16 protein-coding genes and 1 pseudogene are annotated in these 13,846 nt (G+C 59.7%); 7 read left to right on the forward strand and 10 right to left on the reverse strand.

From position 1 onward, the window contains the following. Positions 1-93: 93 nt before the first annotated feature. Complete coding sequence (locus J2R78_RS14815; protein ID WP_253605216.1) at positions 94-1,524, forward strand: DUF1254 domain-containing protein; 1,431 nt, start codon at positions 94-96, stop codon at positions 1,522-1,524. A gap of 198 nt (positions 1,525-1,722) precedes the next feature. Next, positions 1,723-2,160: a DUF2721 domain-containing protein gene (locus J2R78_RS14820; RefSeq protein ID WP_076826362.1), complete on the forward strand. Its 438-nt coding sequence runs from the start codon at positions 1,723-1,725 to the stop codon at positions 2,158-2,160. Positions 2,161-2,356: 196 nt separating this feature from the next. Here the strand turns inward: J2R78_RS14820 and J2R78_RS14825 are convergent, their stop codons facing one another. The 5 genes from J2R78_RS14825 to J2R78_RS14845 form a co-directional block, all read right to left on the reverse strand. Then, positions 2,357-3,013: a hypothetical protein gene (locus tag J2R78_RS14825; RefSeq protein WP_253605224.1), complete on the reverse strand. Its 657-nt coding sequence runs from the start codon at positions 3,011-3,013 to the stop codon at positions 2,357-2,359. Positions 3,014-3,101: 88 nt separating this feature from the next. Then, on the reverse strand, positions 3,102-3,848 hold the full coding sequence (locus tag J2R78_RS14830; protein ID WP_225164029.1) for an outer membrane protein: 747 nt from the start codon (positions 3,846-3,848) through the stop codon (positions 3,102-3,104). 129 nt (positions 3,849-3,977) lie between these two features. Next, positions 3,978-4,844: a helix-turn-helix domain-containing protein gene (locus J2R78_RS45000; RefSeq protein ID WP_253605227.1), complete on the reverse strand. Its 867-nt coding sequence runs from the start codon at positions 4,842-4,844 to the stop codon at positions 3,978-3,980. A gap of 211 nt (positions 4,845-5,055) precedes the next feature. Next, the gene (locus J2R78_RS14840; protein ID WP_076826357.1) at positions 5,056-5,409 is read right to left on the reverse strand and encodes an HdeA/HdeB family chaperone; all 354 of its coding nucleotides are present in this window, start codon (positions 5,407-5,409) and stop codon (positions 5,056-5,058) included. 199 nt (positions 5,410-5,608) lie between these two features. Continuing rightward, positions 5,609-6,328, reverse strand: a complete 720-nt coding sequence (locus J2R78_RS14845; protein WP_253605229.1) for an outer membrane protein — start codon at positions 6,326-6,328, stop codon at positions 5,609-5,611. A gap of 48 nt (positions 6,329-6,376) precedes the next feature. Between J2R78_RS14845 and J2R78_RS14850 the strand changes: the two genes are divergently transcribed. Beyond that, positions 6,377-6,604 carry a hypothetical protein gene (locus J2R78_RS14850; protein WP_253605232.1) on the forward strand — a complete coding sequence of 76 codons (228 nt, stop codon included), beginning with the start codon at positions 6,377-6,379 and terminating at the stop codon, positions 6,602-6,604. 9 nt (positions 6,605-6,613) lie between these two features. Here J2R78_RS14850 and J2R78_RS14855 read toward each other — a convergent pair whose 3' ends face one another. The 4 genes from J2R78_RS14855 to J2R78_RS14870 form a co-directional block, all read right to left on the reverse strand. Next, positions 6,614-7,555 (reverse strand): hypothetical protein, encoded by a 942-nt coding sequence (locus J2R78_RS14855; RefSeq protein ID WP_253605234.1) that lies wholly within the window; start codon positions 7,553-7,555, stop codon positions 6,614-6,616. 228 nt (positions 7,556-7,783) lie between these two features. Then, positions 7,784-8,086, reverse strand: a complete 303-nt coding sequence (locus tag J2R78_RS14860; RefSeq protein ID WP_253605236.1) for a hypothetical protein — start codon at positions 8,084-8,086, stop codon at positions 7,784-7,786. A 54-nt stretch (positions 8,087-8,140) separates the two neighbouring features. Further along, positions 8,141-8,626 carry a helix-turn-helix domain-containing protein gene (locus J2R78_RS44905; RefSeq protein ID WP_305884488.1) on the reverse strand — a complete coding sequence of 162 codons (486 nt, stop codon included), beginning with the start codon at positions 8,624-8,626 and terminating at the stop codon, positions 8,141-8,143. A gap of 405 nt (positions 8,627-9,031) precedes the next feature. After that, positions 9,032-9,442, reverse strand: a complete 411-nt coding sequence (locus tag J2R78_RS14870; RefSeq protein ID WP_253605238.1) for an AraC family transcriptional regulator — start codon at positions 9,440-9,442, stop codon at positions 9,032-9,034. Positions 9,443-9,739: 297 nt separating this feature from the next. Here J2R78_RS14870 and J2R78_RS14875 point away from each other — a divergent pair. Beyond that, positions 9,740-10,177: pseudogene (locus J2R78_RS14875) on the forward strand (AraC family transcriptional regulator ligand-binding domain-containing protein); the annotation flags it as partial. 313 nt (positions 10,178-10,490) lie between these two features. Here the strand turns inward: J2R78_RS14875 and J2R78_RS14880 are convergent. Beyond that, positions 10,491-10,976 carry a DUF992 domain-containing protein gene (locus J2R78_RS14880; RefSeq protein WP_253605240.1) on the reverse strand — a complete coding sequence of 162 codons (486 nt, stop codon included), beginning with the start codon at positions 10,974-10,976 and terminating at the stop codon, positions 10,491-10,493. A gap of 416 nt (positions 10,977-11,392) precedes the next feature. Here J2R78_RS14880 and J2R78_RS45360 point away from each other — a divergent pair, with 416 nt between their 5' ends. The 3 genes from J2R78_RS45360 (at position 11,393) to J2R78_RS14890 (ending at position 13,777) form a co-directional block, all read left to right on the forward strand. Continuing rightward, entirely contained in the window at positions 11,393-11,662 is a 270-nt protein-coding gene (locus J2R78_RS45360) for a hypothetical protein (protein WP_375167038.1), read from the forward strand. After that, positions 11,631-12,041, forward strand: coding sequence for a hypothetical protein (locus J2R78_RS45365; RefSeq protein ID WP_375167039.1), 411 nt, complete (start codon positions 11,631-11,633; stop codon positions 12,039-12,041). Before J2R78_RS45360 ends, J2R78_RS45365 begins: the two co-directional genes overlap by 32 nt. 968 nt (positions 12,042-13,009) lie before the next feature. Next, positions 13,010-13,777 carry a LysR substrate-binding domain-containing protein gene (locus J2R78_RS14890; RefSeq protein WP_253605241.1) on the forward strand — a complete coding sequence of 256 codons (768 nt, stop codon included), beginning with the start codon at positions 13,010-13,012 and terminating at the stop codon, positions 13,775-13,777. The last annotated feature ends 69 nt before the right edge of the window (positions 13,778-13,846 follow it).

The raw sequence follows: 13,846 nt of genomic DNA on the forward strand, positions 1-13,846 counted from the left end.
AGTAGAGACTAGCCTGCCTTGCGCGGCACAAAATGGAGCGCCGCAACGCTGCCAAACAACCGTCTTGAACGAAACCAATCCCAGGAAAGAACGATGGACATCACCCGCCGTTTTGCGCTGAAGACCGGACTTGCCGCCGCTTCCACCGCACTGACCCCGTCGATCCTCCGAGCGCACGAAGGCCCAGTATTTGATATCGTTGAAGGGGCGGAAGATTTTTGGCTCGCCACCGACGCCTATGTGTTCGGTTATCCACTTGTCACAATCGAGATGACCCGCCGGGTCTTCACCAACGTGGTCAAAGCGGAGGGCACGCGCGCTCCCATGGGGCAAATCATCAGGCTGCGCCAGTATCCGGATGCCTCGTTTCGCGATGTGACAGCACCGAACGCCGATACGCTCTACACCACTGCATTTTTCGACGTCGGCAAGGAGCCATGGGTGTTGAGCATTCCCGACATGAAGGACCGGTATTTCCTGCTGCCGATGCTCGACGGCTGGACCAATGTGTTCGCCGTGCCCGGAAAACGCACAACCGGCACCGGGGCGCAGACCTATGCAATCACGGGTCCGGGCTGGAGCGGCACGCTTCCGTCCGGCGTCAAGGAATTGAAGGCCCCAACCAACATCGTCTGGTTGCTCGGCCGGATCTACTGCACGGGCACTCCGGAAGACTACGCAGCCGTCCACGCCTTGCAGGACCAGTTCAAGCTGGTGCCGCTGAGTTCCTACGGAAAGGACTACACGCCGCCCTCGGGCAAGGTCGATCCGTCCATCGACATGAAGATGGCCGTGCGCGAACAGGTCAACCGCATGGATGCGGCTGAATACTTCAGCCTGCTCGCCCAGCTGATGAAAGTGAACCCTCCCTCTGCTGCTGACGCGCCCGAACTCGCGCGGTTCGCCAAGATCGGTCTTGTCCCGGGCCAAGACTTCGATGCCAGCAAGCTGGACGCGGATTTCGTCAAGCGCATTCCCCGCGCCGCTTTCGATCGCATCATGCTCCAGCTCAAGGTCAACGACGCCATCAAGAAGGTCAACGGATGGATCTACGACACCAAGACCGGCGTCTACGGGACCGACTATCTCAACCGTGCGCTGGTCACCGCGATCGGGCTCGGCGCGAACCGCAACAGAGACGCGGTTTATCCGCTTTCGCTAAAGGATGCAGACGGTAGCGACTATCACGGCTCGAACAAATACGTCATGCGTTTTCCAAAGGGCCAATTGCCGCCGGTGAGCGGCTTCTGGTCCGTTACCATGTACGATGCCAACTACTTCTTCGTCTCCAACCCGATCAATCGGTACTCGATCAGTCCGCGACAGAACCTCAAGGTCAATCCGGACGGCTCAACGGACCTGTACATCCAGAATCAATCCCCGGGGGCCGACAAGGAGTCGAACTGGTTGCCTGCGCCGACCGGCAAGTTCATCCTGATGCTGCGCATGTATTGGCCGAACGAGGACGACCCGTCGATCCTCGACGGCACTTGGTCGATCCCGGCGGCCAAAAAAGCGACGTAAGTTTAAGCGGCGGGCAAGGGGACGCTTCGCGGCGTCCCCTTGCCCGTCACGCTACGCAGCGATTATCTTGAGCAAACGATCTCACATCGTTGTAAAAAGCTCCCCGTGACCAACGATGCGCTAAGCTTTCGTTGCGAGCGCTCGCCCTGACTCCAATGTAGGCGGCGGCGCAGGTACCGGTCGCGGAGAAAAGTAGCCATGCTGATCGACACACCGACCGCCGCGCACCTGTCGCAGGTCATTTCGCAAGTAGCGGCGCCCGCATTTCTCCTTGGCGCAGTTGCGGCCTTCGTGTCGCTTTTGATAGGGCGCATGAATCGCGTCGTCGACAGGCTACAGGCATTGCACGCTACGGCCGACGACGACCGTTCCGGAACGCACCCTGATATCCCACACCTCAGGCGTCGCGCTGTGCTTCTGAACAAGGCAATCGTTCTCGCGACGGTCAGCGCAATCGTCACCTCGCTGCTGGTGATCCTGGCGTTCGTGTGTACCTTCTTTCGATTCCAGCATGAGTACGGCGTTGCACTGCTCTTTGTTGTCGCTCTCAGCTTCTTCACGCTCTCGCTTGTAGATCTGGTGCGCGAGGCCCGCCTTTCACTGCATGACCTCAGTCATCACAAGCCCAATCCGTAGCAAGCGGCCGGCTCAGCCGGGCTCTTTCGCGTTGTAGCGCCAAGACTCGAAATCGGCTCGTTTCTGGACGGGCCGGCGCTTCCTCGAGTCGAGAGAATCATCGTCCAGTGCCGGCTGGACGCAAATGGTACACAAGGCGCATCAGCCAGAGGCTGGCCCGGCGCAAGGACGCCAGGCCAAACTCCGCGCGGTCCCGCTAGTAGCACGGGGGATAGGGATAGTACCCGCAAACCGGCGGCCGATAGTAATACGGGTGGTACGCGTAGGCAGCCGCAGCGCCAGCCGCCGCGGCGGCTCCGGCATAATACGCACCTCGATAGGCCGTGCGTCGCGCAACGCCCGCGAATGAAACCGGCGTAAACGGAAGGCCGATGATGTCGATGAAGACAGAGGCAGGACCGTCGGCGCCCTTGATGTCACCTTCGAGAATATCGACATCGAAGGCAAGGTTATCACCTTCGAGCTTGGGATTCTTCAGTGTGACAACGACATCGCGCACGGTGCTGCCGTCCTTCTGGAATACGGACACTGTGGCGTTGGGCGGATTCTTTGCAAAATTGTCGCTGCCGGTTCCCCAGTCTTCGACGATATGGCTGATCAGATCGTGACCGGCCGAGCGAACCGGCCGATCCGCAAATATGATCGCATTTGGCGCGACGCCAGTGAGGACCAGCTTGCCGGGCTGCACGTTCGCGCCCCTGGAGTTGAAGACGATCAGTGATGGAACGACCTGGGGTTTGGTGGCCCCGATCGTCTTCAGCGGCGCATGGGACGCCGTGTCTTGCGCCAAGACCATGTTTGTGGCCGCCAAAGCACCGAGAAAAGCAATCGCACGCATCGTATTCGACAGCATGATCAACTCCGGAATAGTGGATTACCTGGACCCAGGCATGATGAAACAAGAATGGAGGCCGGCCGAATTGGACGACCTCCTTTCTTCACTAGTAACCGAACTTATAGTTGAGGCGGAGCGCCAGCAGACTCGCGTCCGTCTTGGTGTTGGCGGTGATCGACGTGATGCGCCCGAGTGACGGCGTCAGGAACGTGTTGCTCTCGTTTACCCGCCACAGATAGTCGTACTCGATGCCGGCCGTCCAATTCGGAGAGAAGCCGTACTCGAAGCCGACACCCACGACGCCACCCCAGCGGGTCCGGTTCGCGAAGGCGAGGCCCGTGCCGGTCACATTGTCGATGATGGCAAAGTCCTGGCTGCCAACCGCGCCGCCGCCCTTGACGTAGAACAAGGCCTCGTTGGCCGCGTAGCCCAGTTGAGCCGTGAAGAGGCCCAGGCCGGCGAGGGTCGACTTGTAAGTACGTGTCGGGTCCTGCGCACTGATGCGCGTGTTGCGGATGTTGGCCCAGTCGCCCTGCGCTTCCAGACCGTACACCAATTGTCCGGCCTGCCAACGATAGCCAAGCTGGCCACCGATGATGCCGCCGCCCTTGCTATTGCAGCCTTCCGCGAAGACGCCGCCAATTCCATTGATTGCGGTGATATCGATGCACTGGTTGCTCCAGCCATATCCGCCGTTGATACCGAGATAGAAGCCGGACCAGTTGTACATCATGGGCGCTGCGATCGGCGCCGCCTTGTACGCCGGCCGCTGCGGAAGATCGGCGGCCTTTGCAATACCCGTGAACGCAACGGACATCACCGCCGCTGCGGTAAGTAAACTGATTTTCTTCATCGCCTGCAAGCCTCATTGAACGTGGAAAACACATGAGCCACTTGCCATCGACCTTGTCTCAGTCGGTATGCAGAAACTGTCACCGCCGACCAATTCTTAGCGGTGTTGCACCAAAAACCCACTTCGAGGTCACGGCACGTTGCCAGACCTCAATGCGCGAGACCGGCGATATGTCTCGGATGGCAACTCGCCGAACAGCGACCGGTAGTGGCCGGCAAATCTGCCGAACTCGGTGACGCCGTGTGCCGACAGGATATCGACGACTCTGACCGATGCGCCGTTGTCGCGACTGATCTCGTGATAAACCAGGTTTAGCTGCCGAAGCCTCAGATAGAGCTTTGGCGAGAAGCCGAGATAGCGCTCGAAAGCACGCAGCAAGGTGCGGTATTCCACCTTGGTCGCTTTCACGATGTCCTTGATATGGACGATGCTTTCCGACCTGGTCCCAACGAACTCAAGCGCCTCCAGAACGATTCGCTCGTACGAGAGGGTGTACTTGTTGGGCAGGAAGCTTTGGCTCAGGCGATTATCCCGGATGCAAGCCAGCTGATCCATCAGGGCGTCCTCTGCCTCCCGCGCCATCATAGGCCGGTCAGCGAAGGCAGAATCGGAGAAGGAACGCAGAGCCTGCCTCGACACCTCGATCAGCTTCGATTTGATCGGCTCTGGCAACCGGACGAGATGCTTGGCGGTCTTCGGCGAAGCCTGAGTTGTGGCCGCAGGGAGCATGTTCCTCGCGATGCTCTCCTCATTGGGCAGCGACCACGCCACCCATTCGACATGACCGGAGCGGACAAAGGTGAAGTGACAGTTCGGAGGGAAAATGACCAGGTCAGAGGCCTGGCATGGCACACCATCGAGCACGACGCGATCGTCGAAGTTGGACGACTGGACGATCAACGTCGTAAAATTCGGGTCGGTGACGCCATGCGCAATCCCGGGGCCGCCGTCGGTGCCAAACTGAAGGATCGTGCGATTCAATGCGAGAGACTTCACGCCCCAATCGTGAGAGGACGGAGCGGATTTCAGAAATGTCACCCTCGCGCCTCTAACGGCGTCGGTGTATTGCCCGAAATCATTCAATTCAAAATATCCCGCCCGTCTGAGCGGCAATTCAAGAGAAAAATAGAACAGGCTATGCCGCTCTTAGTAACAGTGCGCACAGCGGATCGGTCGGCAACGTGCGACCGATCCGCCCTCAGACAATCTACTTCATCTGGATTCCCATCATCTCCCGCTCCGCCTTGAACACGACGGCAATAGCGTCGATGATGAGCTTTTCGGGATGCGCCTTGCAGTAGACGATGACTTCGTGCTCCACGAGCTTGCCCTTGCGCAGGTCGAGGAAATGCTTCTTGGCAAGGCCGTTGTACCAGCCGCTGTACCAGGCCGTCAGCGCATCGGCGTCCTCCTGGTAGGTCCCGGCGAGTTGCGCGCATGTCAGCTTCTGAACATCGATGAATCCATTCGCGTCGACATAGGCCGACAGCGGGGTCTGGGCCCTGGCAGACACCATTGTGGCAACCAGCAGAGCTACGGAAAGCAGCAGTCTCGAACGCATTGGGGATCCCATTGTGATGAATCGGATGTAGAAAGATCTCAGACGACTTTAAGAGGCCGGGCGCCTTCGCGCGCGACTGGCATCCGAGCTGAAAAGCATCGGCTCGGATGCACGATCAGGATCAAGACAGTCCTATCGGACGTTCGAGGCGGCGCATCGTCCGTCGAACAGGACCGAATATGTGATCGATGTCCCTTGTTCAGAACCGGTAGTTGATGCCGCCACGCACGACATTCAATTCATCCGTGCTGACTCCGGTGCCGACGACTTTCGTGTAGAGATACTCGGCCTTCACGGACCAGTTCGGTGTAAAGCCGTATTCCACGCCGAAACCCGCGGAGATGCCCGGACGCCAGGACGAGGCTGAACAATCCGGCAAGACGCCAACCGTGCCGCAGGGCACGCCGGCGATGGTTGATGCGCTGGCGGTCGACTTGACGAAGGCTCCGCCGCCGGTGGCGTAGATCAGGACGTTGTTCATGGCGATACCGACCCGGGCCCTCACCGTCGCCAGCGCGCTGATGTTTGACGAGGTGTTCAGCGTGACGCCCTGTCCGATGCCGAGAATGCTCGGCGTTACGACGGAGGACCCGCTGATGTTGGCCCAGTCGAGGTCACCTTCCAGGCCGAGCACGACGTATCCCTGCTGAATCTGCCCACCAAACGTGCCGCCGATCATGCCGCCACTGATGTCAAAACCGGCTCGATCGAACCTGTTGGCGAACAGCACCATCGGGTCCTGGTTGCCCCAGCCGTACCCGGCGTTGCCGCCGACATAGAATCCCGTCCAGTTGTAGACGGCGGCAACCGGAGCCTGCGCCTTGTAGGCGGGCGCCGCCGGCAAATCCGCCGCGACCGCATAACCGCCCATCATCAGCGAAGCCGCGATCGCAACCCCAAACTTTCCAATCTTATTCATTGCCGCACCTGATTGATTGAAGAAATCGTGTAGCGGTGATCGCATCGAATGCGCGCAACCCACTATGCAGAATCTGACGCGCGCGTTCTGTTTTCCCGACTGTGGCCAAGTTGCCGCAGCGAAAGCATCGGCGCGCAGTCGGTGTTGAGCGCCAATGGTCTCTCGGTGTCAGGCGAGCAGGCTGACGAATATGCAAATTCTGACAATCCGGTGGTGTCGAGCGATGACCGGTCGCTCCTGGCCTGGTTCAACCTTGCCGAAACTCCGTCATGCTGATCGGAAGCCCTAGTTGCGTGCGAAATAGAGCGGCGTCCTGAGCGTGATCTGGTAAGCAGGCTTTGGTACCCACATGATCTGCGCCGTCACGCCAAACAGGCGGTTGTCGTTGTCGTCCATCCGGTCAAGGTCCAGTCGCACGATCGGTTGGGTAAAGGAGGAGACCGACGCGCGGCCCAAGAGCTCGGCGCCGCCGAAAACCTGCACGCCCGCGCGGCCCGTAAACTTCCAATTGTTCGGCCATTGGTAGTAACCGCCGACATAGCCCATGATATCGGAATGGATGGCCGCGAGCGGACTGCCGATGACAACCCGTGTGTCCTGCACGCCCGCGAGCAACCCACGAGTCTCGTCCTGGTCGAACGCATAGTCGAACTCGAAAATGTTCGTAAAACTCGTGGTAGCAAACGGTCCATTCGGAATCGCCTGGGTAATGGTCGATTGCCAACTCAAGGTCGGAATCGAGCCGCCGTTCTGATTGTAGAGATCGGCCTGAAATCCAAGATTCCAGCTCGTAATCGCCACGGACGACCAGCCGGTCATCGGAGTGCTGGTCGAGCTGGCCGATACGCCGGCATAGAGCGAGACGTTATCGTTCACGTCGATCGTCATTGGAAGATCGACCACGACGCTCTGGGCGCCCGGCAGCGTCGCACCGCCCGCAATTGCAGCCAGGCTGCCGGCGTTCGAGATGGCAGCGGATTGCAACGCCGCGAGCAAGGACGAATTGCCGAAGCCGACCGCCAGCGCACCGGCGGGCACCCTGGCGTAGGTGGTTCTCATGTCCAGGTAGACGTTCGGCGCGCTCGACACCCCGTTCGAGGAATCATCGTCTTCATCTCCAGCACGGGCAATTCCGCTGGAGAGGCAAATCAAGACGGCCAGCACCAATCCCGGGAAACCAACGCAATTGCGCGCGTTCAGCGCTCCAACCTTCCCCGTAACCTGCAAGACACTCTCCTCGAACGGGGTCCTTATCGGCGATGTCTGACAGTGGTGATGCGGCCAAGCTGATCGATCGAGGGAGCGACAGGCACTATCTCGGTCATCGCCCACTATGCGCCATCCGGTGAACCCGGCACATTCCGGGAAAAGATCGTTGAAACGATATCGGCAATTCGTCGGAACGGTCTATGCAAATTCTGCCAATGCACAGGCGCACCGTATCGCGGCAGGCTCCTACGGCAGATCCGGCTCCTTGGTGTCCTCGAAGAAGGCTGGCTCGCCCAACGGCGGCGCGGACGTTTCTGCAAACCAATGGTGAATGACCGCCGAAGGTATCGCCCGTCGCGGCGTGCAGGGGTTGATGGTGCCCGCAGTCACGATGTATCCTTGCTCGAACTTCTGGCGGGCAAACCTCTGGGCGTCGAGTTCGGTCGGAAAGCTCTCACTCTGTCTCGGCTGTCGTTGCGCGGATGCCTTGCGCATCCTTTTCGGCACCTCGAACGAAACATACCAGGCCTTCGTCAGGTCAATCGACACGGCGCCCTTCCGATTGGTTTTCCCTGCGGGCTCGTCTCGGCCAGCCCGCTGCAGCTATACGCTTTCGACATCACGATCTTGAGTCGCGTCCATCACGCCCGCGCTGAAAGCCCTCGACAATGGATTCTGGTAATCGATCCTGACGTTGCGCAGTCCAGCTCTGCCGTCGTGCGACATCTCGCTGTCCCGGCCCGCCGCTCGAAGCGTCTGCGAAGGGCTCTCGCCGAACAGCTTGCGATACTCAACCGAAAACCGTCCAAGCTCGAAAAAGCCGAAGCAGATCGCAATTTCCGTCACCTTTGCTGTCTCGCCGTTCACCGCGAGAAGTGCCTGCCTTGCCTGATTCAGTCGGAGCACACGAATTCGACGGCACGGCGACTGGCCGTAAACGCTCCTGAACGCCTTTCGTAGAGTACGCTGGCTCACCGAGAGCTGGTGGCATATCGCGGGGATGCGAGTCATTTCTTCGGCATCCCCCGCAGCGATGGCCTCGGCCCGCGCGACAAGAACGCGATATCGATCGCTGGCACCGCCAATCATTGGTCGGCACCTTTCGATTGCATCCAAAAAGCCGATGAAGTGAGGAAGCTACCCCGAATATGGCAACGCAACCCGTTTGCATGGCCCCCTGACGGACCGCTTCGCGCGGGCGTGCAGATCAGATCGGCAGCAGCAATGGCAATAAGAGCGGCGCAGTACATAATAATGACCTCAACGTCTGGCTTTACCTCTGCATCTCGCGTCTTTCAGCGCGAAGCGTCTTGCCATTTCGCGCCAATCATTGATGCACGGTCTTCCGGGCCGCCTTGCCGCCGAAAAACACAGCTCGAATACTGGTAATATGCTAGCGCGACGCTCGTTTGCGGGGCGACGCGAGCCGCTACCTGCGTCGTGGCCCGGCGCATTTGCGCCTACCGTGACCGCTCAGTGCAAGCCGCCCATGCGCTAACTTTTGCCGGCGCGGGCCTTGCCATTCCCTTTGGCGGCCTGCTGCTGCCGATATGCGATCGGCGGCATTTTCATCAAACGCGCAAAGCTTCGGCTGAAACTGCTCGCTCCGGTGTAGCCAAGACGTAAGGCGATGTCCGAAATGCGCTCGTTGGACTCCGCAAGGAGGCGGCAGGCCGTATCGAGGCGGACTTCGGTGACCAATTCGCTGTAACTCGTCCCCATACCAGCGAGGTGTCGCTGCAATGAGCGCACGCTCACGCCCAGTTGGCGCGCAGTGCACTGCACAGATGCGGTATCCTGACGCAGCAACACCGAAATCGCCGCGCGGACAGAGTGTCGGGATGGCGAAGAGACGGGTTTCATGTGCACGTCATGAAAGATTGCAAGCGTGATCTCCTTACTCAAACCGCTGCTTACGATCTTCTTATAATGTGATCGAACTGGTGGGCCCGTCTGGCCATGAGCCGCCTAAATTGCAATTCTGGAATCAAGATCAATTGCACACGTCCCAACCTCGCATGCGCCGCTGCAACGCGACACCCGATGCACCCGGCGAGCAAATTTCGAGATCGCTCCTCATAGTTCCGCGACGACAAAGTACGACCGTAAAAATGAACGCCGCAGGCAGGGGACGAGCAACATGAGCGGATTTCCCTAACCCGCTGCCAATTCGTGATTCCGTTTGCAGACATTCATAACGAGGTGGGAGCTCCCACCGCGACGCTCCTGTCGAAATTTGGTCTCCCGACAGCGCTGCAAGAAAAAGCCGATCATTATGTTCCGATATTGCCTGCCATATTGTTTGCACAAGCCGCGCAGAGATCGCAGGGCATCACGGATATTGGCTTTCACGCTTCGCGGCGGCTGCAGTTCTGCCACCGGAGCGATAAGCTGCGAACCATCATCAGCTACTCTCCGACGCTGTACGTCGCCCTGCAGCAAGTGTGCAAATGGGCATCGCTCGAAGACACGAACCTGTACATGTGGCTGGAGCGCTGCGATGATCGTGTAAGAATTTGCAGCAAGCTGGGCGGGACTGCCGGCATGCTCCATCTTGAACACTCACAATGGCTGCAGAACGTCTTTGTCGTCCACATCGTTCGACAGTTCGCCGGATCGGAGTGGACTCCCTCAACGATGGCCTTCGAGGCAAATTATGCGCTAGGCTCGGAGGCTCAGGCCTTCTCGCCGAATACGCGCATTCTGCCGGGCCAGGAAGCCTCCTGGATTGATGTGCCCGTGGCGCATCTCGACCTACCCAGCCTGACACGCGATACGGCAATGGAGACCGCGGTAGGCGCGGCCGCCCTCGGACAATCGCTTCCGTTTCGACAGCAGCCCCCTCCGATTGGCACGGAGGCAATTTCCCCCGGCGCAAGCCCGCTATGGAAAGCGCGCCACGCATTCGTCGCGCAATTCGGGACTGCACAAACGGCAGTCGGACGGCGGCGCGTCAATAGATCGGACGCAGTTGGAGCCCGGAGAGGCCGAGGGTCACATCGACGGCTACCGAGCCCTCCACCGAGACGGGCTGCAACGCAAATGACCGCCCCGAGCCACCGACAAGAACATTGACGCCGGCGCCTAAGCCGAGGCCGATGTCGCCTGACGCCCCGACATATTCGCCGGCGAGAGCTCCGGGCGGAGGGCCTGCCGTCGGGGCAAACACCGCCCAGGCGAGTGCGCCTCCGGCCGAAACGCCGATATCGATTCCGATGGTGTTGAGGGCACCTTCATAGAGTTGTGTCGGCAATGGTGGGTTTTGTGTAAAGCGACATGACATCGATTGATGGCCGAATATGACAAACCCGACGCTAGGGTCGAGCTTGCAAGCCAGCATGCCGATCTGGGTCCACGATGCCTGTTGGGCGCCTGCGGAGGACACAGAGCCGGACCATGCGCAGACGATGCAGAGAACAACCAGAATTCGTGCACGCATTTCGCTTCCCTATCATCTCGCAAAGACTCGTTGATCGCGGTCGGCGCTTGGTTCCGACCGCGTTCTGTTTTCGTAGATGAGCATGTGCAGAGCCGACGAGGCTATGCAAAATCGGCAATCCGAACCCGCCGTCAGGCCTTTTTGTCGCGTTAATCGGAAGCGGTTTGCGATGTTGGACGCTAGCCCTCCGTTACTTTTTGAAGACGGCGTTACTTGCGAAACCGCGCGAACGTTATTTGCAAGGACATCCCGACACCTGCCGCATGTCGGGCCGTCAGCTCAATGCGCGCCGGGCCATGCTGAAAACGTCACAATTGGACCGCTGCCGATTTTGCATAGGCGACGGGTTTTGCGCTGTCTAGGGTCCGCACCGACCAACCTGCCGGAAGCTTCCGGCCGATCGCAAGGAGAACGAGATGCGCAACAGGAAGGGCGTGCAGATTTGCTTGGCATTGCTGGCGACGGCGTTACTGCTCGACACCGGGACCGCGCTGGCGCAGAGTGCTACGCACGGAAACCTGAAGACGATCGGCACGCCTTCTGCCGCACAAGCCCAAATTGTGCCGTCGCTCATCGTTCTCAATTCGCGGGGCGCAACGTTGCAGGGCGACAGCCTTGTCCTCGCCGAACTCGATCATATTCGCCGACCGACCCGTGCGCGCTGCGGGCCATCAGCTCACGGCTGATATCATTGCGGACTGGAGCGCAGGCAAGGACAGCTTTGCCAGCGATCCTCCGAACGCGACTGTTTCAGCCTTCAACAGCAAGGACGGCTCCGTCAAGGACGCCGTCGTCGTTCTGAAGAATCCGAAGCTGGACGAGGACAAGCTGACCTTCACCGTTCAGACACTCGAGGGCGATCTCACCGGCGCGGACGGCGCAGCCTCGATCTTCATCGATATCATCGGTCGACCCTTTACACCGCTCTCCTTTGCGGGCGTCGCGCGACGCACGGCATACCGAGGCGCAATGTATGCCGGCGCTGCTGCTGTCGGAGCTGCCGCCGTCGGAGCCGCCTACGCCCGGCCCTATTGCGGCTATTATCCCTATCCTCCTTGTTACTGAACAGATCTCGCGCCGGGCGGCGCCTATCCGCCGCCCGTGCAAGGACCAGCGATCACTCTGCGTCGCAACAGCCACCCCTTTTGGCGTTCCTCCACATCAGCGCAGTTCGCGGAACCGCATCGCCGTCGCGTCCCTCTTAGCTGGGGCCGATGAGACCAAAGCGTTCCGAGCGACGTCGGCGCGCACGGGTTTGCGTGAGGAAAGCGCGTCAGGACGACAAGCCAGGAATTCCGGTCCTGCGGTCGCAACCCAAAACGAGGCGTGGTGAAAAAGTTGAAAAAGTATTGAGGGGCGAGATTCGGACAAGGACCGGCAGCGGCGCCCCGCGTTGGGCCACTATCGGGCGTGTGAAATCGCGGAAACTCGTAGTTTGGCGCGCAAAATCGTACGATTGGTAGCGGGGAGCGAATCGAACCCTGGTTCTGCAGCAAGCGATAGCCTGCGGCGGCGAGCAGAGCAGATTGGCCGTTTTCCTCGCCCCTAGTATCCCATCCGTTTTGCCGCCCTAGTATCCCATTCTACGACGAGCACGTAATCGACCTGTACCATCGGATCTGCGCGCTGTATCGAATGGGGTGAAGATATAGATACTGCAACCAGAAGTGGCGGAGAGAGTGTCAGTCAACTCCCTATGAAAACTAAGGCATTTTCGACTTTCCTAGGCCAAAACCCACCGCTTGAGCTACGGCCGGAGAATCAGGCTCGCCTTAGACAAAGCCTAATTCTGGCTGGCCACACGTTCGAATCGCCTCGGCGAGGCACTCTGGGCCAGAGCTCGCCACGTTGCTCGATTCCTACGACCAACGCATTAGGCTTCCCTTTGTCCTAGATCCAGCCAGCCAGTGAACCAGCATCTCGACGAAGAGCCGGGTTCGCACCTGTCAATCGGCGCTCAAATTTGAACGCCGATTGACGTCTAATGCACTACCGCGCCAATTCCACGTGACATGGAGGCACGTCTTGGGGTCGTGCTGCTCGAACGCAAACGGCACGGCATCGTCCTGACGCCGGCCGGGCGTGTTTTGCTGGCGCGCGGGCGAGCGCTGTTGGCGGAAACTGATCGGTTGCGGGAAGAACTCAGCCTGTTTCAAGGCGGGCTTGCAGGGCAAGTGCGCCTTTTTGCCAACACCAACGCCTACACCAGTTTCTTACCTGATCTGTTCAGCGGCTTTCTGCTTCAGCATCCGCAGATCGACATCCGTATCGCCGAGCGTACCAGCGAGGCCATCATCGGCTTGGTTGCCGACGGCACCGCCGATGTCGGAGTGGTGGCGGCGGAGACGGACCTTGGCGGCCTCGACGCCAGGCCATTCGCCACAGATCGCTACGTTGTGATCACGCCAGTCGGCCATCCCTTAACCGAATGCGCCGCGGTCGATTTCAGCCGCATCCTCGATTTTCCATTCGTCGCCGGTCCCAGCCATGGCCTCTTCACCGCGAAGGCCCAACGCCTCGGGCGCCAGATCAAGACCCGGATCAAGATGCGTGACGACGCCCAGGTCTGCCAACTCGTCTCAGAGGGCGTCGGCATCGGCATCGTGTCGCTGTTGAACGCCCGCCGCGCTGCGGGGTCGTGGTCGATCGGACAAGTTGCATTGACCGATCCCTGGACCGAGCGTCGCATGTTTGCCTGTGTTCGCGCAAAGGACTCGCTGTCGCGCCCAGCGAAGCTTTTGTTCGAGCACCTCACAAAAGTCGACGCAGTCGTGGCTCAAGCGTTATCGGATGCTCAGTGAGCAGCAGCATGATTCCGGCTTGCAGGCAAGGTCGTCGATCTGGCCATTGCCATCGTTTGCACCCTGCTT

The organism is Bradyrhizobium sp. USDA 4538 (assembly GCF_024171045.1).
GTDB classification, from domain to species: Bacteria; Pseudomonadota; Alphaproteobacteria; order Rhizobiales; family Xanthobacteraceae; genus Bradyrhizobium; species Bradyrhizobium australafricanum.

Bases quoted from the DNA above. Each gene is read 5' to 3' on its own strand.
- J2R78_RS45360 (WP_375167038.1), top strand. From the start codon at position 11,393: ATGCGCAACAGGAAGGGCGTGCAGATTTGCTTGGCATTGCTGGCGACG.
- J2R78_RS14820 (WP_076826362.1), top strand. From the start codon at position 1,723: ATGCTGATCGACACACCGACCGCCGCGCACCTGTCGCAGGTCATTTCG.
- J2R78_RS14830 (WP_225164029.1), bottom strand. From the start codon at position 3,848: ATGAAGAAAATCAGTTTACTTACCGCAGCGGCGGTGATGTCCGTTGCG.
- J2R78_RS44905 (WP_305884488.1), bottom strand. From the start codon at position 8,626: ATGATTGGCGGTGCCAGCGATCGATATCGCGTTCTTGTCGCGCGGGCC.
- J2R78_RS14840 (WP_076826357.1), bottom strand. From the start codon at position 5,409: ATGCGTTCGAGACTGCTGCTTTCCGTAGCTCTGCTGGTTGCCACAATG.
- J2R78_RS14850 (WP_253605232.1), top strand. From the start codon at position 6,377: ATGCGCGCAACCCACTATGCAGAATCTGACGCGCGCGTTCTGTTTTCC.
- J2R78_RS14815 (WP_253605216.1), top strand. From the start codon at position 94: ATGGACATCACCCGCCGTTTTGCGCTGAAGACCGGACTTGCCGCCGCT.
- J2R78_RS14845 (WP_253605229.1), bottom strand. From the start codon at position 6,328: ATGAATAAGATTGGAAAGTTTGGGGTTGCGATCGCGGCTTCGCTGATG.
- J2R78_RS14825 (WP_253605224.1), bottom strand. From the start codon at position 3,013: ATGCTGTCGAATACGATGCGTGCGATTGCTTTTCTCGGTGCTTTGGCG.
- J2R78_RS14880 (WP_253605240.1), bottom strand. From the start codon at position 10,976: ATGCGTGCACGAATTCTGGTTGTTCTCTGCATCGTCTGCGCATGGTCC.